Origin of the sequence: cf. Phormidesmis sp. LEGE 11477, from assembly GCF_015207105.1 — a bacterium.
Lineage (GTDB): Bacteria > Cyanobacteriota > Cyanobacteriia > Phormidesmidales > Phormidesmidaceae > Phormidesmis.
Genome location: NZ_JADEXO010000004.1, coordinates 1 through 19,525 on the forward strand (window position 1 = coordinate 1; position 19,525 = coordinate 19,525).

A 19,525-nucleotide genomic window follows, 5' to 3' on the forward strand; every position below is an offset into this window, starting at 1 on the left:
CCAGAACGCCAGTCAAAGAAATCAGGTGCTCTTTGGACGAAGTAATCTATTACGAACCCAGGAACAAGGAAGACTAAAGACGCGGGCAAGTTAGTTTCAAAGGCTTCTCTTTGCCGATTCAAATGGCTTAGCAATGGAGGAACGCCTTTCCAACTGTAGTTATAAACTTCCTCCCAACTCCAGCCACCGATCCGTTTAGTATCTTCATAATCGTACAGAGCTTGCTCTACACCTGTGATACAAGCAACTTCGAATGGCTGAGTATGATACTTTTCTAAAAGATCTCCGTACAAGGCTTTGCTTTCTCTAGAGAGCTTTACTTCTTCTATCCTTTTTTTGTAGAAGCGCTCTTTGATCGCTTTTATGACCTGCTGACCTTGAGCCGGATTACATTGAACAAAGAACAGGCCAAACCCCTTCTTTCGTCGCAGCGCCCGTAGAATATCATCTATTACTTCTGTCGCTTCAGAATCTTGGGAAAAGACAGAATCAAACATAGACGATGAGTCAGAAGCTTTGTAGCTAAAGCTTTCCTTCGTAGCTTTTGGATGCTTATCAGTCATGATAATTCCGTCCAAAGTAGAGGATGAACATCGTACCAAGTGTGCTTTTTGTCCGCGTTATCAAAATATCGATACTCTAAAACACAGCGACTGAAGAGCAGACCGCGCTGCACCTCATCGTTTGCAATCTCTTTAGACTCATGAATTTCTTTTAATACGGCCCACTGCTTCTCTTCCACGGCTCGTTTGTATACGTCTCGCAATGCATCAGTTGCTCGCAACACAGCCCGCAACTTTATTGGCAGGACTTCCGTTTTCGTAATTGCCTCTTGCATCAGCTGGATTAGGTCACGGACATACCCCCCGCTCGCTAAGCATAGTTCGTTTAGAACGTCCTCTGATTCAAAGACATCAGGAACAAGAGAATCTCTCAACTCATGTGGCAACCTTAGCTGAATAATTGTCTTGAGTGTGTCTAGACCTTGTTCATAGGGACTACCGTCTTCTTGCCTGATTCGGATAGAAGGTAGTACTAGAGGAATTCCATAGTTGTCTTTTAGTTCTGTTGCCCATCGCGAATATACCAGCGAGACAGGAACCGTATAGATGATGTGACACTCCAGCGCCTTGAGCTGTTCGTGTCGATCTAGAAAGATTTCTTCGTGGTTGCTGCGGCCATTTTCTCTAAAAATAGGAACAATTCGATCCAAATTATCTGCAACGACAACTAACTTAGCGCCCGACTCTAAATGCTGGCTTCCATCCTGGATAAACTGATTGAGTGCTTGGATCAACGTTTCTGTATGGGGCTCTATTCGCTCGCGGATCTTCTGCCTTTGTCCAGGTTCTGCTCTTACCGCTGCTGAAATCCGACCAAACTCTTTTAAGCCTACTTCCAGGTTCACCTTATCGACATTGATATCTGTCAACATCACGTCTTTGAGGTCTCGCAGCCTAGCTCGCAGCCATTTCAAAATAGGCTCTGGATCTGCCGCCTTCAGTCGTTTCAACAGATGGCGAGTGCAGGCTAGCAAGATATCGGTGTATTGAGCATCTTGAACGCTTAGGTCTTCTTCATCAGCCGCAAAGTAAACGACAATATGTCCTCTACCTTCTAGCGCCTCGCCTAGCCGCAGAAGCTCAGTTGTTTTGCCCGAGCCACGATATCCCGAATACAGTTGGTAGGTGTACTCTCTAGACCGACGCACTGTACGCCCTAGATCTTCCACCACATCTTCATCACCACGGACTGCTCGGCAGTCAACATAGGCCGGATCTCCCGGCTGAAGAGGCGTTGGAGTAAACGCATTGTACATATCATCTAGCAGTGCTTCCGCTTCTTCAAGGCTAGCCATAGCTCATAGCGATACGTAAACAACTTGTAGAAGCTATCCGTTCAGCTCGGGTCCACACCGTTAGATAGCTTCAGCATGGTCTACCTTATATCACGAACGGACGAAAGCACTGTGAAATCAGATTCTCCTAGCACACAATCATTGTATCGTATCGAATTATTTTGCTGCACTAGCGACGGTAGCTGTGAAGATAGAGTCTGCTCTTGGTTGTAGCGACTACGCATTAACTAGATATCAATCCCCCCGTAGGATTTTGAGTGATTCTAGCCCTTAGAAAGTTTTACTCCAATAACCAAAGTCAGTCTTCAAAAATCTCTTGATAGGGCGTCTTATTACTTTCTGTTAGCTGCTTTGAAACTTGAAACGTAGGTTCTTCTTTCATAGAGTCGTAAGCTGCGTAGCCCAGTGGCAACAAGGTGAAAAAACCAAGCGTAATCCCACCAGCGACGCACAGACCTTTGACTGCTTTGGAGGCACTCAGCGCCTCGATGTACTTGCCTTTTTTGTAAAAGTCTTTTACCTGAGCCGCTTGAATGAAGGCAGGAATGCCAAATGGCGGAAACAGCATCAGAGCAGAAAATGCCGCCTGCCAGTTGCTAGGCGGGCAAGGGAGACCTTTGTATAGATCATACGACTGATTCCATTCGCTGCGTCTGATGCCTTCTACATGGCCAACTAGCTGAAAGTGGCTGACGCCTGACAGCTGCATAGGCACTAAATGCTCACGAATCAGATCGGGTAGCGTGTAGTAGTTGACACCTGTGCCAACCGCTCGATAGATATGAACGCTGAGCTGAGCACCACTGTGCTGCACTTTGACGGATAGATCTTTGAGGGCGAGCGGGGCTGCTAGCAAATCACTCAGTTCGGCGTCATAGGCCACTTGCTGACTATTCGCTAGCTTTTGCTTGGCGTCTTCTAAGGTGAAATCGTTGCAGACGGCCAGCTCCCAGTCGGCGATCGCACCTGCTGTATCACCTAGCTGATGACGCAGATTTCCCCTACAGAGATAGGCTTTGGCAAAGGTTTGATCGGCGGCGATCGCACTACCAAAATCAGCGAGCGCCTGTCGATGCTTTTCCTGTTCGAGATGGGCTAGCGCTCTATTGTAATAAGGCTCTGGGTAGCGAGGCCAGTAGGCGATCGCGGCTGACCAGTCGGCTAGCGCACCTGCCGCATCACCCGATTGCGATCGCAGTTGTCCGCGATGGTGATATGCCTGGGCCAAAGGAATATCTAAAGAGACTTCTGCAGGCGCTTGAGAAGACAGTTCTAGTGGAGACGATTCTGGTTTTGATAGCTCCTCAGAGCTATTAGCTGCTGCATTAATCACTACTTCAAAGTCGGCGATCGCACCCGCCGTATCTCCTAGCTGAAGCTGGCTAATTCCTCTCATTACTTGGGCTTGAGCACTCGGCACGAATCCCTTTTCTATCGCCAGAGTTAGCGCTGCGACTGCCTTGCCATAAGATTGATGCCGCAGATGAGTCACCCCGCGTCGGTATATCAGCTTGGCTACTCGCTGTTGATATACAGATTTAAGTGATGGTGCCATGCGAGTTTCCTCAAATGTCTAGAAATGGTAGCGCCGAGTGCTGAGCTGAGGCTGTATGACTGATAACACTGTCCTTAGTATCAGTTCTCAGTATTAACCTAAGCGTCAGTTATCTTTGATACCTCTAGCCTAGCGATCTACTTTTAGAAAGCAATCGGCGCTAAGACCGAAGCCTGAAGCTACAAAGCGGACATCCGTATTTACGTATTTTCGTTGATTGAACGAAATCAGGTATCGTTCCTCAGAAATATTTATGTGGATAATACATATACAGATCGTAGGGAGACTTGGAGTCGTCGCGCTATGCTTTGGCTTTGCTAACTTTATTGAGTGTGAAGGGTTGTGAGTTTAATGTCTGGAGTGCCCATCGTAGACGTCAAAGATTTGATCAAACGATTTGGTAAAACGACTGTTCTACAAGGAATTAATCTGTCGGCTAGTCGGGGCATGGTGCTAGGCGTGCTGGGGCCAAATGGGGCCGGAAAGACCACAGCAATCAACTGTTTGACGACGCTGCTAGTGCCCGATGGTGGGCAGGCTACCATTGCTGGCTATGATGTGGTCAAGCAGCCAGAAGCCGTGCGATCGCTCATTAGCCTCACTGGACAGTTCGCCGCCGTAGACGAAGCCCTGACCGCTCGCGAAAACTTAGTCTTATTTGGTCGGTTGCTCAGACTCTCGTCAGGTGCGGCCAAACGCCGCGCCCAGGAACTTTTGATTCAGTTTGACTTAGTAGAGGCAGCCGATCGGCAGGTCAAGACCTTTTCGGGTGGAATGAGACGGCGACTGGATCTAGCCGCAAGCATTGTTGTACTGCCCCTGGTTCTTTTCTTGGATGAGCCGACCACTGGGCTCGATCCGCGCAGCCGTCAGCAGCTATGGGCCGTGGTCAAGGATCTGAAGGCGCAAGGAATTACAATCATCCTAACTACGCAGTATTTAGAAGAAGCCGACGCTCTGGCCGATCAAATTGTTGTGATTGATCACGGGCGAGTGATCGCCGAAGGAACTGTTGATGAACTAAAAGATCGCGTCGGTGGCAAGTTTTGCGAGCTGCGACTGGCGAATTTGGCAGACGTGAAGAAAGTAAGAGAGTTGTTGTCAGATATGGGCGATGTGGTGACCGGAGAAATGGGAGAGAATGGGCCTTTGGCGATCGCAGCCCCTAAAGGTGCGAATACGCTGACCGAGATTGTGATGCGATTAGAAGCGGCTGGTATTGCGATCACCGACATTTCTATGCGCCGCCCCAGCCTAGACGATGTCTTTTTTAAGCTCACAGGCCACACCACCAAAGACTGAATCTTATTTACACTAACTTCACCTAGCAAACTTCAGGGTAATACCGCTAGAGGCACCAAGTTTGCCACCTGTGCCGAGAATGCTGAGCTGACCTTCGGCGTTAACTGTTACAGATAGGGTCACTTCCTCTAGCTTCAATCCTGTTTTGGCTTGGGCGGGTTCTGCCTGCTCGAACACATCATCAACGACGGCAATTAGCTTTTTCATTTCGGCTTTTAGCTTGCTGGCATTGATGGCGACACGGCGCTGTTGAATTGTTCGTACTATTTCAGCCGCGTCCCAGCCAGGACCGGTATCTTCCCTGCCGCTACGAGTACCTTCTACAACAGTGGTTTCTTCGGGCTCTAGCGTTTCGACAATCACATAGATTTGATTTTCGTCAGTCATGGAACGCAAAGCCTAATTGATTGTCGCAAGTTGTATCTAGACGAAATCTACCAGGCGAGTGTCATCAAGTCTAGAAGTCGGTCTCTTGAAAAGCTACCGAACATTACTTTGATCCAGTTTTTCTACTTTGCCTATACATCTATCTATTATCTTCTCCTGCTGTAGTCATTACCTCCTGGTAGAGCTGAGCGCTGATTCGGAATCCTGCTTTGCCAATTAGCTCATCTACAATCAGTCGAATCTCGCTGACGAGATTTTTCTTTTTTGCGGCGAGTAGAATACCTAGCATTCCGGTAATAGAGAGACCTAAACGGCTAGCCTCTTGTCTGCCCAGTCGTTCGTCTATTAGTAGCGCCTTTGCCTTTAGCTCTAGAGCTAGTGCGATCGCCTCCGACTCACCCACATCTAGGTTGTAGGCAGACTCTAGTTCATCTACCAAACGCCGATCTATTACTGATCTGATTTCTACCCATTCCAACGACAGAACCTGAGCAATTTTAGGATCGTACTGTCCACCTCGCTCTAGCTCTTTTGCTACCGCAGACGGAATTACTAGCTGTCCATACAGTGCATGAACTAGCGCTAGCTGATTAACAATTGCTAGTCCGCTCAGTGGTGAGGTATCACTAACAACAATCACAGCAAGCCTTGAGCCTTGAGCTGTTCAATATCCTCTCGAAATTCGGCCACGTCATAGTGAACGCAGATGCCACGTTCTGCAATTAGATGCTGAAAGCGAACCTGTGGCATGTCCAATAGCTCTGCTGCTTTTCCCAGGCTCAGCTTATCTCGCTGAAAAAGTAGCAAAATGATCTCTAGGAATAGCTCCTCTGCCTTCAGCCCGCTAGCTGAGAGTACAGCATCAGAAATTGTTAGGCTCATGACCTGTTCTCCTCTTTGAGAGCGCAACTATTACTTGGAAGCTGAAGCAACCATAGCCACATAAATCATACGACATCGTACCGTCAGTGCCAGTTGATTTCCCAATGCCTTATAACCTGATGCAGCTCCCCTCCTCGGGAGGGGCGGACTGCTGACCAGTAGTCCGGGGTGGGTTCCACACGCGAAAGAGAGAAAAGAGAGAAAAGATAAAGAAGGGAAAAGAGCAAGAGGGGAAGAGCGCAAAGGGCTACGCAAGAGTCCAGGCGGAGACACAAACTACACGAAAACCGATGCTGTTGTCCCAGTAAGCGCGCGCGCCCCAGTAACGATACGCCGATCGGCAGTAATCGGGAAAATCGTTCCAAGAACCGCTCCGCAGCAGCCGTCGTGAGTCATCTCCGCCTGTTATCCAGGCACTTCCATCTGTAGGCGTACCCTCATAGTTCTCATGACAGTGATCGGCACACCATTCCCATACGTTGCCGTGCATGTCGTGCAAGCCAAATGCATTCGCCGGAAAACTGCCGACGTCTACCGTTTGTTTTCGATAGTTTCCTTTTGGTCCATTGCCGTAGGTGTAGTTGGCATTGTAGTTGGCGGTATCAGCAATTAGAGTGTCGCCAAAGTGAAAAGGTGTCCATGCTGCAATTCCTCTCAATCAAGACCTTCATACGGATTGCAGAGGGACTTCGATTTCATCAACTCGCCAAGCAGCATACGCTAACGATTCTTTGATGTCATCGGCTTCTAAGTAAGGGTAAGCCGTCAGAATTTCTGATTCACTGCGGCCCGCTGCCATCAGCCCCAAAATAGTTCCTACCGCGACTCGCATCCCTCTGATACACGGTTTGCCACCCATTACTTCAGGGTTCCAAGTGATACGAGTTAGCGTTTGCATGTGTCTATATCCACAACTGACGATAGAAACCTTATAGCCTTGGAGCAGATGGCCACAAAGCGAGGATGCTTGTTAGTCTAGTCTACTGATGCGGAGTCTCGCCTTATGAATCTAGACAGTGATATAGACTTTCTGGCACAGCGGATGATTGCTCAGCGGCAGGAGAGTGGATGGCGGCGAGCAGTAGTAGATAGCTGGTTGATTACTGGGCGGAATTTGATTCGGCTAAAGCGCAATCCGATTGTGATTGTGGCGATCGCAATCTTTCCGACGGTCTTTCTAGCAGGCTTTTGGATTATTGGCCAAAAGCTGATGGCCCGCCAGGGTATCGACTACATTCAATATCTGGTGCCGATCATCAATATTCAAGTGCTTTTCTTTGCTGGTTTGGGTTCGTCTATTATGCTCGCCAAAGATATTGAAACGGGCATGATGAATCGCTGCCGGGTGATGCCTATTTCTAGGGTGGCTGTGGTGGCTGGGCTGGTGATGGCGTACATGGTACGAGCTTTGATCGCGACAGTTATTCTGTTTTGTGTCGCCTATGGCTTTGGCTTTCGTTTCTATGGGGGGCTGTTTGCCTGGATTGGCTATTTCACCCTAATTATTACCTTTACGGCTACCTGCATCACTGGCTACACCATCTTGGCACTCAAGCTTCGCGATCCGACGCTAGTAGACGCCGTTTCTATCATCCCGTATACGCCGCTGCTGCTGCTGAGTAATGGGTTTAGCCCCACTGAGAACTTTCCAAGCTGGCTGCAGCCTTTTGTCCGCTATCAGCCAGTAAGCATTACTAGCGATGCGCTGCGATCGCTCTTAAACGGGGATGCAAGTCTTGCCTTGTTTATCGCTAGTATGGCTTGGCTGCTTGGCCTGCTGATTGTTCTAGGCGCTTGGTCGGTTCGACTCTATAAGAGATTATCTTGAGCGTTAGTCAGGATTCTCATCGCCTATTTTGTTCTTGTTTCCGATATTATTTGGCGGCTACAGCAGTATGACCAATCACTTGCCACAACTAGATACCGATGCGATCGCAGCAATGGTCGCCTCCCGCCGCGAGGGTGGTTTGCGTAGAACATTCCACGATATTCTCATGGTTGCCTGGCGCAATACGCTGATAGAGATTCGCAATCCAGCTTCCATACTGGTCTCGACCGCCTTTCCAATTTCTCTTTTATTTGTCTTTACTGCCAGCTTTGCCAGAGTTGTCTCTTCAGACGGCAGCTTCAGCAGCTACGCTCAGTTCTTGCTTCCTTTCATCATTGTCCAGGGACTGCTGTTTAATACAGTAAACATTAGCAATCTTTTTTACGAGGATCTAGACAACGGTATGGATGTGCGACTGCGGGCGATGCCGATTGCCCGCTTTGCCGCCGTCGGCGGACGACTACTCGCCTCCGGGGGGCGTCTTTTATTCCAAACCACCGGAATCGTGCTGGCCGCCTATCTGATCGGCTTTCGCTTTCAAGGAAATTTGTTCAGCGTGCTGGGCTTTTTGCTGCTGCCGATAGTCTTTACGCTGTCAGTTTCTCTATTCGGCTTTTATATTGCGATCGGGGCAAAGTCAGCCGAGTCCGTCGCCGCTGCGATCAATCCGTGGATATTGCCACTAACGTTTATGAGCGTTGGCTATGTACCAAAAGAAGGGTTTCCAGACTGGGCGCAACCTATCATCGTTCATAACCCTGTTTCTATTGTCTCTGAAGCAATGAGAGCACTGGCTTTGGGCGAGTCAGCCTTTGGCTCAATTGGTATCGTTTTGCTATGGAGTTTGCTTTTGATATTGATCCTAGGACCGTTGACGCTCAGAGCTTACGAAAGAAGACTATGATCTTATTAGATATTTGCTTCCTACTAACCTCTCATCTTTTCTGAACTCTACTATGTCAACCTCTGAGCATTACGACGTTATTATCATCGGCACTGGCGCGGGTGGCGGTACATTAGCTCATCGCCTGGCCCCTAGCGGCAAGAAGATTTTGGTTCTAGAGCGAGGGGGCTTTCTACCCAAAGAAAAGGATAATTGGAATACCGCTGCTGTTTTCCGTGATGGTAAATATCAAACGGATGAAGTTTGGGCAGATCGAGATGGTAAGGATATCAGTCCAGGTGTGAACTACTGGGTAGGGGGAAATACAAAATTTTATGGCGGCGCGCTGTTTAGGCTACGGGAAAAAGATTTTGAAGAAGTAAAGCTGAGTGAGGGCGTTTCGCCAGCTTGGCCGCTGAAGTATGCCAACTTTGAATCCTATTACGACGAGGCCGAAGCACTCTATCAGGTACATGGCAAACAAGGACTAGACCCGACAGAACCGCCGCGCCAAAGCGATTATCCCTTTCCGCCCGTGAGTCATGAGCCCCGGATTGCTGGGCTTGACAAGGCGTTTCAAGCGAAAGGGCTAAAGCCGTTCTATCTGCCACTGTCGGTCAAGCTCAATGAGAAAGATAGGTTCTTGAGCGAGTGTATTCGCTGCAATACCTGCGATGGCTTTCCCTGCTTTATCGATGCCAAGGCTGATGCGGATGTGAGCTGCATGCGCCCGACTATGGGAAAAGAGAATGTGCATCTCGTGACAGAAGCGAAGGTGAATCGGTTACGCACGAGCGCTTCTGGCAAAGAAATTACTGGCGTTGAGGCAGAGGTTGAAGGAGAGGAACGAGTTTTTTCTGGAGATATTGTTGTTGTTGCTTGCGGTGCGGTGAATTCTGCGGTTCTGCTGCTAAATTCGGCGAATGAGCAGCACCCGAACGGATTGGCGAATAGCTCTGACCAGGTGGGCCGAAACTTCATGAAGCATTTGGCAGCGGCGATTGTTGGACTGACGCTAAAAGAGAATCAGAGCGTCTTTCAAAAGACGCTGGCGATTAATGATTATTACTGGGGTGAGCCGGGTTTTGAATATCCCATGGGGCATGTGCAGCTATTGGGCAAGGTAAACCATCGAATGCTGGCACTAGATGTGCCTAAGATTGCGCCGACTTTGGCGCTGCGAATAGCGGCCAGACGAACAGTAGATTGGTGGCTGACTGGAGAAGACGCGCCCGAGTCTAGCAACCGAGTGACGGTGAAGAATGGCAAGATTACGCTGAACTACACGCCGAACAATATGAAGGCATTTAAGCGGCTGATCAAGCGCTGGACTGGTGTAGTGCGCGAGGTCGATAGCCAGGGAAGCGTGCTGCCGCTGTCTTGGTATTTTAGTAAGATTTTGCCGATTGGCGCGATCGCACATCAAGTCGGTACCTGTCGCTTTGGCACAGACCCGGCCAGCTCAGTGCTAGATCTCAACTGCAAAGCCCACGATATCGACAATCTATATGTCGTCGACGGCAGTTTCTTCCCTTCTAGCGCCGCTGTCAATCCTTCGCTGACGATCATGGCAAATGCAATGCGCGTCGGCGATCATTTGATCGAGCGACTAGCGGGATAGAGTAGAACAACTTTCGGCACAGAGTCGTCAGGAACATTTGTCTGAATAGCATATTGGCTATGGATTGACCTGCTATGCCCCTGCTTTTAGGCAGCTTGTATTGAATATTGAGCCCCCTGCTTCACTTCACCATATAGCGTGTCTCTTTGCTTAGCGGGTCTGCCGATGGATTCAATCGCGCTGATCAGATCCGCTTCGCTTTGGCAGGTTCCGCCTGTGGCCCCAGCCATCGAGGTGATATGTTCTTCCATCAGGATGCCGCCGATATCGTTGCAGCCCCAGCGCAGCGCTTCGGTTGCGCCCTTTAGGCCCAGCTTTACCCAGCTAGGCTGATGATTGACAATCCAATTACCTAGAAAGATTCTGGCAACTGCGGTCAACAGTAGCGCGTCTTCTAGCGCAGGCTGATCTCTGCCAACTCTACGACGTAAGGGTTTGGGCGCTTCTTGTCCAACGAAGGGAAGTAGGATAAATTCTGTTATTCCAGTGTGGCCTGCTGCTTTTGATCTTTGTTGAAGCGATCGCAATAAATCCAAATGCTTCACCTGCTGCTCTACCGTCTCAATATGGCCTGACAGCATCGTGCTAGTGGTCGGCAATCCCACTTCATGCGCCAATCCGACAATCTCCAGCCACTCAGCCGCCGTTGTCTTCTCAGGGCACAGTATCCGCCGGACGCTATCGTCCAATACCTCTGCGGCTGTCCCCGGTAAAGAGCCGACACCGACATCGCGTAACGCGGCTAACACAGCTTTCAGGCTCAGTCTGTCTTCTCTGGCGATGAACTGCACCTCCTGCGGGGAAAAAGCGTGGACATGTAGGTCAGGTGAAGCCGCTTTGATGGTTTCTACGAGTTTGCAGTAATACGCTAGGGAAGAATCGTTGATTTTGGCCTCAGGGTTCAGCCCGCCCTGCATACACACTTCTGTTGCACCTAGCGCGGCGGCCTCCTGCGCTTTCTCTAAAATGCCGCCCCAATCCACCCAGTAAGCACCCACTTGATCGGCGTCTCGGCGAAAGGCGCAAAAGCTACAGTGCTGCTCGCAGATATTGGTGTAGTTAATGTTGCGGTTGAGTACATAGGTGACCGTATCGCCTGCCTGCCGCTGTCGCAGCGTATCTGCCGCCTGACGAATGGCTTCTCTATCTGCCTCAGTTTCCACTTTAAGCAGGGCAATCCCTTCTTCTATCGAAATGTCTTTATGTGCGATCGCCCGCTCCAGAATCTTCTCAATCTTTGGCATCAACCCACCTATCAACCCATTACGTCACCCTACTAGCTTAACTTCTGAATGCCTTAGGCATAAGGATTTGATGAGTTCTGCTTTCTAGTCTAAATCAACGCCATCGCTTCCTCCAAATTGGCGATATCAGCAACGACTTCAAAGCTACTCGCTGTTAGGCTAGATGCTTGTACATTATTCAAGATTGCAAGGTTTTCACCCGTGCTAGTGACACCTAGCACCGTTGTGCTGCCATCTTGAGAAATTGTCAGCTCAGCGAAGGTCAATTCACCTTCGATTAAACCAATACGATCAATCTCGACTTCAAAATCTATAACTGTGTCGGTTCCGTCATCATTACCGAAAACAAATAGATCGCTACCGCTACCCTTCGACTTGTTATCACCCACGAGCACGTCGTTACCTATGCCTCCAAAGATAATGTCGTCGCCATCATCGCCCCAAATCATGTCATCGCCTGCATCGCCGCTGAGGATATCGTCACCCGCCTTGCCACCAATTCGGTCATTACCGTCAGCACCAAAGATAATGTCATTACCGCCAATGCCATCTTGAGGACTGCGCTTATTGGTGTCTCCACGCAGGATATCGTCACCGCTACCACCGTCGATCAGGTCATCGCCGAAGCCGCCCGCTACAGTGTCGTTACCGTCTAGAGCGATGATGGTCTCGTTGGCATCAGTCCCTTCTAAAGTCTCGGCGTTATCAGTCCCTTCGATGTCAACTGTCGGTTCTGTGTTGGCAAGCTCGATTACAATCTCGTCTCCATACACCCGGCGCTCGGTATCTACTAGGTCATAGTTGGTATCCAAAACAGGAAAGCTGTAAACAGGCGTAAAGGTAATCTGCGCTCCGTTCTCTTCACCCAAATTTTCTAGGTTAACTTCTAGGTGTCCGTAGTGCTTTCCACCTGCTACATTTTGAAGGACGCCGTCTACCTCTTGCCACAGTTCTGGTTCGCTTTGATCGGCAGTCCACTGGCTGAACGAGTTGTAGCCAAGGAGATTTCCATCCTCATCCGTGCGCTCTCCACGCATACCATCTCCAGCAACACCCACATCGTAGTAGTAGACCCCTTCTCCGTCATTATCTTCATCGACAAAGCTACGCTCGAACATTTCGCTGTGCCCAGAGAAAACTGCCACTACACCGTATTCCTCAAACAGGGTTTGATACTGGCGCATCGGCGTTCCGCCCTGTCCAGAAGAATCTTCGTGATTCATCGGTAGGCCGTGGGTACCGCTAGAGTAAGGTGCGTGGTGGAACTGTGCAAAAATATATTGGCCCTCTGCACGGGCTGATTCTAGCTGTGCGATCGCCCAATTCCACTGCGGACTACCAGGGTTAAAATCTGCAAGATCAGTTCCGCCTGCCGCTTCGTACTGTTCGCGGGTGACGTTCTCTTGGGTATCGGTGCCAGGCCCTGTGTACTCACGACCACTAACTTGGGGGGGTTGTCCTTCTCCGTCATAGTTGTCGCGGCTGTCATCTGGTTCGCCGTTCGAGCTGTCTAGCGTCAGAATCGTGACCGGGCCGTAGTCAGTACGATAGTAGTTATCTTGATGTTCGAGGGTGCCATTGGCTGGGGCATCAAAGTACACATGATACTTTTCGCGGCCAAACAAGGGACCATATCGCCCGTCTTCGTCAACGCCATAGCCTCCGTTGAGTGCGCCAAAGTTTTCCCAGTTGCCTAAAGCGGGTAGGAGTGGGTACTCAGATAAGCCACTATCAAATTCGCCAGCATTATGACGAAAAAATTCATCCCAGCCCGGTTGATAGCCTCCCCCTTGAACCAAATCTCCTGGCATCACCATGAAGTCTGGATCTCGGCTGTTGATGATCTCCAGATTGTTTCTGTAGCCAACGTTTTCCGTTAGGGGATAGTTAATGCGATCGCCGCTCACGCCAATTGTCTCTGCCCATAGGCTATCTTCTACACCTGGGCGGGACAAAGAGTCTTCGTCTAAAGCTCCCTGCTGCCAGTCACGACGATTGACCCGGCCTCTAGGTTCAGTCTCACTGTCTGAGAGTACAACAAAGCGAATTGTGTCCCAGTCTTCAGCGGTGGGGGCTGTCTCAAAGCTGGATTCAAAAGTGGTTTCTCCAACCGACACTGAATACTCATAGGTACTGTCCGGCGCAAGTTCGGTGACGTCTACAGTGTGCTTGTAGTTCTCGTTGCCAAGCAGCCACGAGCCTGGTTCTAAGCCTTCGATCTCTTGGTTTAGCTCGGCATCTGTATAACCGAGTATCGGTTCAAAGGTAGGGCTAGTAACAAAGGTTAAAGGGCTGTCCAAGCCTGGTCCTGTAATCGATAATTCACCAGAAATATTCTCTTCGGTGAACCAAGTGATGTACATTCCATCACTAGAAGGCTGTTGTAGATAAGGGTTAACGCGCAGCATAGATATACCTACTGTTGAACGGGTTCTTCACTGACTCCCTCAGTATTTGCTACGGGTTAGTTCTATGTCGTTAAGAGAACTTTATGGAAGGGGAAATTAATGCTTAATGCTCAGTTTGATTTTGCGTATCAGAGCTGAGTAGCCAAAAATCGGATAAGAGTCAACCAGATGACCGTTCAGACGAAAGTGCTATTGTTGACCTACTCATACACTTGATGTCAGCGCTATGGTGCTTTCAAGCGAACGTCAAACGACAAAGCCTACCGCCACTTTGAAACAGCCTGTCGTTACTTGGGAACCGCTTCCAGACGATTTTGTTCTGCCAGATGACCCTGTGGAAAATATTCAACAGCCGCCACTCGCCGCCGCTCTCACTGATGCCCTCGGCGAGAATGGCCTTATCCAATCAGAGATGCTAATTGGCTCAAACTTTGGCCTCGTCGCCAACATCGACAAACGCACTGTGGTTAAGGCTCCCGATTGGTTCTACGTTCCATACGTTCTACCGATTCGAGAAGACGTTATTCGCCGTAGCTATACGCCACATACCGAAGGCGATCCGGTAGCGGTTGTGATGGAATTTCTGTCTGCTGACGACTGTGGTGAACTTTCCATTAGGTCAATGCCGCCCTATGGCAAGCTCTATTTTTATGAGCAGATTCTACAGGTGCCTACTTACGTCACCTACAATCCCTACGAGCCTAGTTTGCAGGTTCGCCGCCTTGAGAACGGTCAATACGTCCTACAGACCGCTAATGCGAATGGCCGATTTTGGATACCAGAATTACAGCTCAATTTAGGGATATGGAAAGGAGAGCGCCTAGGTAAAACAACTCATTGGCTGCGCTGGTGGGATGACTCTGACAGCCTGCTGCTGTGGAGCGCTGAACAGGTAATGGTAGAGCGTCAAAAAACTGAAGCAGAACGACAAAAGGCTGAAGCACTTGCTGCAAAGCTAAGAGAATTGGGCGTCGATCTAGAGACTCTAAGCTGAATTCACCTAGGACTAAGCGGATTCTGAGCTAAGTGTATTTATGAGGATTCTCTGTCAAATAATTGACAGGCGAAAAACAAAGGCGATAGGGTGAGTCTTACGGTACTAGCTACGTTTGCTGACTTTAGCTAAAGAAGGCATCTGCGTATCTAGTGGCCAAACCGCCCCGAAAAATTTAAGTCGCTGACGATGACTGCACCAACAGATCATCGCCAGCTAGCCCCCAAAGACTGATCTAACCAGCGATGGAGGTTGTGCATAATCATGCCACAGCCACCCTGACCTTTAGCAAGTTGGGGTGGCTTGAGTTTTTCGCGGGTCTTTCTTCCACCGCTCAGCTTGATCATCATCCTGAGCAACCCCTAAACATACCGGAGAAAAACCCCGTGAAACCCACATCTTTCTTGTGTGATTGCCCTTCTATCGGCGATCCTATACGCGATCTGTGCCCTCCTGCCCAGCGCTCAAACCTGCAAACCTCACCGCTCCCGCACCTAACACCGTCAGGCAACGCTCCCGGCGAATCTATCCGTCATATCTTGCTGGGCAAACCCGACGCCATCCGCCAAACCATTCACCTATTGCACGCACTGCACTACACCGAAACGATTCTATGGAGTCCGGTGCTGACGATTGAAGACGCGCTGGTGATCACGCCTACGCAAGGGGAGGCGATGAGTTTGCTGAGAAAACAGCTTTAGGCTTAGCTAGATGAGTGAGGGCGATCGCGTTTCATACAGCAGGCAAAATAGTTGTGTAGAGTGTGATCGCCCTTCGAGCCCAATCAACCAAATCAGTCAGCTACGCGCTCCCCCTTTCTAGAGCTTCGATTCACCGATTTGCTCTTGTGAGTTCTAATAGCAAGCCTTGCAGTATTTCTTGCTGAGCAGCGCGATCGCGATTCATCTGTGAGATCAGTGCGTTGAAACTTTCCCGATTATTGGCGCGATCTGCATTGATCTGGTCAACGGCATCGTCAAAGCGCTGACTAGCTTCTCTGCGGTCTGCGATCGCCTCCTGGCGCAATAGGTCAAAGCGCTGATTGCTTCCGGCTGAACTGCTCGCTAGCCGATCAACGTTAGCAGTGAGTCGATCAATATTGGTTGTCAGTTCTCGAATACCAACTTCATTAGTGCTCACCGCGCCTACCAGCGTGTCGATATCGTTGGTGTTTCTATCCTGATGCTCTGTAATCCGGTCAAGCCGCTCAGCCGTGCTCTCTAAAATGGCCTCAATTCTATCTAGTCGATCGCTCATGTGTTTTTCCTCAAGATGATATTTCGCTAGCTGATGAGCCACGCGACGCGCAGTTCGAGCTGCTGATTACGCCCAAATGCCGTCAGGTAGATAGATGCCGCCGCGCGATCGCACCTCGTCTTCAGACATCACATAGCCCCAAGCCATTTGCAAAGGCTGCTGCGCTCGGTCAAAAACTGTCATCTCACAGCGCAAGTACTCATTCTCAATATCACCTCGTTTAGGAGAATAGCCTTCTAGTTTATCTAGACCTTGGAGGATATCGGCGCAGATTTCAGGGGACTGAGCAAATCTAAGCAGAGCGCCCTTCACCCAGTCATCGCCGACTGTCATTGCCGGATAGCCTAAACGCGGAAAATTATATAGCCGCCCCTTCACCATCGCCGGAATCGCCTCCGTTAGATACATGCCGCAAAAACGAACATGAAAGCGACCTCCCGGTTTCAGCGTGCCATAGACAAAGACAGAAAGGTCAGCCTCAGGGTTAGAACTATCGGAATCAGAAATATCAGATTTCATTAGATTCTAAAGTCACAAAACGCCCTCAAATTCACTTCACCCTCTAAAATACAACCTTAAGCAAGTGAACAAAAAAGGAACCGTAGCGGCGTGGAAGTGCGATATAGCCCAGCAGAGATAGAAGCAAAATGGCAGCAGTACTGGGCCAACAACAATCTGAACAAGACGCCCGAGGATCTCAGCCCAGGCGCTAAAAAGTTCTACGCTCTTTCGATGTTCCCCTACCCATCGGGTGACTTGCACATGGGCCATGTGCGTAACTACACCATCACCGATGTAATTGCCCGCATTCGCCGCATGCAGGGCTACAACGTCTTACATCCGATGGGCTGGGATGCCTTTGGCCTACCTGCCGAAAACGCAGCGATCAAACGCGGCGTTCCCCCAGCTGACTGGACGCTCAAAAACATTGCTCAGATGCGAGATCAGCTCAAAGCATTGGGCCTCTCCTACGACTGGAATCGCGAAGTCACCACCTGCCTACCCAATTACTACCGCTGGACTCAGTGGATTTTCTTGCAGTTTTTTGAGGCGGGCCTAGCCTACCAAAAAGAAGCGGCGGTGAACTGGGATCCAATTGATCAAACTGTTCTAGCGAACGAGCAAGTAGACAGCGAAGGGCGTTCCTGGCGCTCGGGGGCAAAAGTCGAGCGCAAATTGCTAAAGCAGTGGTTCTTTAAAATTACTGACTACGCCGATCAGCTCCTGAACGATTTAGACAAGCTTCCCGGCTGGCCCGAGCGTGTAAAAACGATGCAGGCCAACTGGATTGGTAAATCCAAAGGGGCACAGGTCACTTTTCAAACCAGTGCAGGCGAGCTAGAAATCTACACCACTCGCCCCGATACGCTCTGGGGCGCAACGTTTATGGTGGTTTCTCCTGAGCATCCGCTGATGGAAAAGCTCACAACGCCTAAGCAAGCCGAAGCCGTACAAGCCTATCAAGCGGCAGCAGCGGCACTTAGCACCATTGATCGTACGGACGAAGGCAGAGAAAAAACGGGCGTCTGGACGGGCAGCACGGCGACTAATCCGGTTAACAGCGAAGAGATTCCGATTTGGACGGCTGATTACGTGATGATGGACTACGGTACGGGCGCAATTATGGCGGTGCCTGCCCATGACCAAAGAGACTTTGAGTTTGCCCGTAAGTTTGACTTGCCGATCAAGGTAGTTGTGCAGCCGGAAGGAGAAACTTTTGACGGCGCGACGATGAGCGAAGCCTATCCGCACGATGGCGTGATGGTGAATTCTGGGCCGCTAGACGGGGTGCCTGCGGGCAAAGGAAAAAAGAAAAGTGTGGGCGTGGCGATCGCGCACCTACAAAAAGAATCACTCGGCAAGGGCACCACTAACTATCGCCTACGCGACTGGCTAGTGTCTCGGCAGCGCTACTGGGGTGCGCCGATTCCCGTGATTCACTGTCCGGCGTGTGGTACCGTTCCCGTTCCTGAGTCAGACCTACCCGTCAAGCTACCCGAAAACGTAGAACTGACGGGTCAAAGCGTGCCTTCTTTGGCTAAGTTTGACGACTGGGTGAACGTGGCCTGCCCTAGCTGTGGAACAGATGCTAAACGTGAAACCGATACGATGGATACTTTCTTGGATTCGTCTTGGTACTTCTTGCGCTATGCCGATGCCAATAATAAAGCGGCTGTTTTCTCGAAAGATCGGGTGAACAAGTGGCTGCCGGTTGATCAGTACGTGGGCGGAATTGAACATGCGATTTTGCATTTGTTGTATTCTCGCTTTTTTACTAAGGTATTGCGCGATCGCGGCCTACTCAATTTCGACGAACCCTTTCAGCGCCTGCTGACTCAGGGCATGGTTCAAGCAATCACCTACAAAACTTCCGATGGTCAATTTATCGTTCCTGAGAACATTGCCGACTTGAACAACCCTGTCGATCCAGAGACGGGCGAACCGCTCAAAGTCTCTTTCGAGAAGATGTCAAAATCCAAATTCAACGGCATCTCTCCGATTTCTGTTCTAGAAAAGTACGGTGCAGACACTGCCCGTATGTTCATTCTGTTCAAAGCGCCGCCTGAGAAAGACCTTGAATGGGATGATGCCGATGTGGAAGGTCAGTATCGCTTTCTCAATCGGGTCTGGCGAGCCGTAACTGAATTTGCCCAGTCTGACAGCGCCGCTAGCCTAGTGGGCACCAGCGACAAGATCGATCAGAGCGCGCTCAGCAAGGCCGAAAAAACGCTTCGCCGCGCTACCCACACCGCCATCAAAGAAATCACCGAAGATATTGAAGGCGACTATCAGTTCAATACGGCAGTCTCTGAGCTGATGAAACTCAGCAACGCCATCAACGATACCCAGGACAAAGCCACCCCCGTCTTCGCTGAAGCTATCTGCACCTTAGTGAAGCTAATTGCGCCGTTTGCACCGCATATTGCCGACGAGCTGTGGTCTGCTCTGACAATAGGTTTAGGCTCTACTGATTCTGTTCATCAACAGCCCTGGCCAAAAGTCGAATCGTCAGCATTAGTCGCTGATGAAATTACGCTAGTTATTCAGATAATGGGTAAAACCAGAGGAACCCTGCAAGTGCCCGCTAGCGCCGACAAAGCTGCCTTAGAAAACTATGCTCGTGAGTCGGAGATTGCTCAGCGCTACCTAGCAGGTAAAGAGATCAAGAAAGTGATTGTTGTACCTGGCAAGCTAGTGAACTTTGTAGCTGTATAGCAATTGACATTTGTATTGGAAAATACAAACGAAATCTTCACAGAAAAAGTCAGAAAAGCGCTGTCAAAATTGCCATGCAGACCTGGTAAG

At 49.8% G+C, this 19,525-nt stretch carries 20 protein-coding genes; 7 read left to right on the forward strand and 13 right to left on the reverse strand.

What is annotated here, in order from left to right; all coding sequences use genetic code 11:
• The 3 genes from IQ256_RS01970 to IQ256_RS01980 form a co-directional block, all read right to left on the reverse strand.
• A partial coding sequence (locus IQ256_RS01970) for a hypothetical protein (RefSeq protein WP_228024489.1) occupies window positions 1-563 on the reverse strand: 563 nt, incomplete at its 3' end.
• Entirely contained in the window at window positions 560-1,858 is a 1,299-nt protein-coding gene (locus IQ256_RS01975; protein ID WP_193853764.1) for an AAA family ATPase, read from the reverse strand. The genes IQ256_RS01970 and IQ256_RS01975, both read right to left, overlap by 4 nt.
• Window positions 1,859-2,156: 298 nt before the next feature.
• Window positions 2,157-3,413 carry a tetratricopeptide repeat protein gene (locus tag IQ256_RS01980; protein WP_193853765.1) on the reverse strand — a complete coding sequence of 419 codons (1,257 nt, stop codon included), beginning with the start codon at window positions 3,411-3,413 and terminating at the stop codon, window positions 2,157-2,159.
• 351 nt (window positions 3,414-3,764) lie between these two features.
• On the opposite strand from IQ256_RS01980, the gene IQ256_RS01985 reads away from it, so the two are divergent.
• Window positions 3,765-4,715 (forward strand): ATP-binding cassette domain-containing protein, encoded by a 951-nt coding sequence (locus IQ256_RS01985; protein WP_193853766.1) that lies wholly within the window; start codon window positions 3,765-3,767, stop codon window positions 4,713-4,715.
• Window positions 4,716-4,733: 18 nt separating this feature from the next.
• Here IQ256_RS01985 and IQ256_RS01990 read toward each other — a convergent pair whose 3' ends face one another.
• The 5 genes from IQ256_RS01990 to IQ256_RS02010 form a co-directional block, all read right to left on the reverse strand.
• Complete coding sequence (locus IQ256_RS01990; RefSeq protein ID WP_193853767.1) at window positions 4,734-5,102, reverse strand: hypothetical protein; 369 nt, start codon at window positions 5,100-5,102, stop codon at window positions 4,734-4,736.
• 139 nt (window positions 5,103-5,241) lie between these two features.
• A complete protein-coding gene (locus IQ256_RS30265) occupies window positions 5,242-5,742 on the reverse strand; it encodes a DUF3368 domain-containing protein (RefSeq protein ID WP_193853768.1) in 501 nt (166 codons plus the stop codon).
• Window positions 5,739-5,984, reverse strand: coding sequence for a UPF0175 family protein (locus tag IQ256_RS02000; RefSeq protein ID WP_193853770.1), 246 nt, complete (start codon window positions 5,982-5,984; stop codon window positions 5,739-5,741). Before IQ256_RS02000 ends, IQ256_RS30265 begins: the two co-directional genes overlap by 4 nt.
• Window positions 5,985-6,231: 247 nt before the next feature.
• Window positions 6,232-6,642 (reverse strand): formylglycine-generating enzyme family protein, encoded by a 411-nt coding sequence (locus IQ256_RS02005; RefSeq protein WP_193853772.1) that lies wholly within the window; start codon window positions 6,640-6,642, stop codon window positions 6,232-6,234.
• 9 nt (window positions 6,643-6,651) lie between these two features.
• Window positions 6,652-6,882: a DUF433 domain-containing protein gene (locus IQ256_RS02010; protein WP_193853774.1), complete on the reverse strand. Its 231-nt coding sequence runs from the start codon at window positions 6,880-6,882 to the stop codon at window positions 6,652-6,654.
• Window positions 6,883-6,987: 105 nt separating this feature from the next.
• Between IQ256_RS02010 and IQ256_RS02015 the strand changes: the two genes are divergently transcribed.
• The 3 genes from IQ256_RS02015 (at window position 6,988) to IQ256_RS02025 (ending at window position 10,316) form a co-directional block, all read left to right on the forward strand.
• Window positions 6,988-7,812 (forward strand): ABC transporter permease, encoded by an 825-nt coding sequence (locus IQ256_RS02015; protein ID WP_193853776.1) that lies wholly within the window; start codon window positions 6,988-6,990, stop codon window positions 7,810-7,812.
• Between the two features lie 67 nt (window positions 7,813-7,879).
• Window positions 7,880-8,716, forward strand: a complete 837-nt coding sequence (locus tag IQ256_RS02020; protein WP_193853778.1) for an ABC transporter permease — start codon at window positions 7,880-7,882, stop codon at window positions 8,714-8,716.
• A 52-nt stretch (window positions 8,717-8,768) separates the two neighbouring features.
• Window positions 8,769-10,316, forward strand: a complete 1,548-nt coding sequence (locus IQ256_RS02025; protein ID WP_193853780.1) for a GMC oxidoreductase — start codon at window positions 8,769-8,771, stop codon at window positions 10,314-10,316.
• 86 nt (window positions 10,317-10,402) lie between these two features.
• Here the strand turns inward: IQ256_RS02025 and cofH are convergent, their stop codons facing one another.
• Together cofH and IQ256_RS02035 are read right to left on the reverse strand one after the other, a co-directional pair.
• A complete protein-coding gene (gene cofH / locus IQ256_RS02030; protein ID WP_193853782.1) occupies window positions 10,403-11,560 on the reverse strand; it encodes a 7,8-didemethyl-8-hydroxy-5-deazariboflavin synthase subunit CofH in 1,158 nt (385 codons plus the stop codon).
• 89 nt (window positions 11,561-11,649) lie between these two features.
• Window positions 11,650-13,968: a metallophosphoesterase gene (locus IQ256_RS02035; RefSeq protein ID WP_193853784.1), complete on the reverse strand. Its 2,319-nt coding sequence runs from the start codon at window positions 13,966-13,968 to the stop codon at window positions 11,650-11,652.
• 226 nt (window positions 13,969-14,194) lie between these two features.
• On the opposite strand from IQ256_RS02035, the gene IQ256_RS02040 reads away from it, so the two are divergent.
• The gene (locus IQ256_RS02040) at window positions 14,195-14,962 is read left to right on the forward strand and encodes a Uma2 family endonuclease (RefSeq protein WP_193853786.1); all 768 of its coding nucleotides are present in this window, start codon (window positions 14,195-14,197) and stop codon (window positions 14,960-14,962) included.
• Window positions 14,963-15,168: 206 nt separating this feature from the next.
• On the opposite strand, the gene IQ256_RS02045 is transcribed toward IQ256_RS02040, so the two are convergent.
• On the reverse strand, window positions 15,169-15,312 hold the full coding sequence (locus IQ256_RS02045; RefSeq protein ID WP_193853788.1) for a hypothetical protein: 144 nt from the start codon (window positions 15,310-15,312) through the stop codon (window positions 15,169-15,171).
• A gap of 36 nt (window positions 15,313-15,348) precedes the next feature.
• Between IQ256_RS02045 and IQ256_RS02050 the strand changes: the two genes are divergently transcribed.
• The gene (locus IQ256_RS02050; RefSeq protein ID WP_228024490.1) at window positions 15,349-15,663 is read left to right on the forward strand and encodes a hypothetical protein; all 315 of its coding nucleotides are present in this window, start codon (window positions 15,349-15,351) and stop codon (window positions 15,661-15,663) included.
• A 130-nt stretch (window positions 15,664-15,793) separates the two neighbouring features.
• On the opposite strand, the gene IQ256_RS02055 is transcribed toward IQ256_RS02050, so the two are convergent.
• Together IQ256_RS02055 and IQ256_RS02060 are read right to left on the reverse strand one after the other, a co-directional pair.
• Entirely contained in the window at window positions 15,794-16,219 is a 426-nt protein-coding gene (locus IQ256_RS02055) for a hypothetical protein (protein ID WP_193853790.1), read from the reverse strand.
• Between the two features lie 66 nt (window positions 16,220-16,285).
• Window positions 16,286-16,738 carry a gamma-glutamylcyclotransferase gene (locus IQ256_RS02060; RefSeq protein WP_193853799.1) on the reverse strand — a complete coding sequence of 151 codons (453 nt, stop codon included), beginning with the start codon at window positions 16,736-16,738 and terminating at the stop codon, window positions 16,286-16,288.
• A 90-nt stretch (window positions 16,739-16,828) separates the two neighbouring features.
• Here IQ256_RS02060 and leuS point away from each other — a divergent pair, with 90 nt between their 5' ends.
• The gene (gene leuS, locus IQ256_RS02065; protein WP_193853803.1) at window positions 16,829-19,435 is read left to right on the forward strand and encodes a leucine--tRNA ligase; all 2,607 of its coding nucleotides are present in this window, start codon (window positions 16,829-16,831) and stop codon (window positions 19,433-19,435) included.
• Window positions 19,436-19,525: the final 90 nt, after the last annotated feature.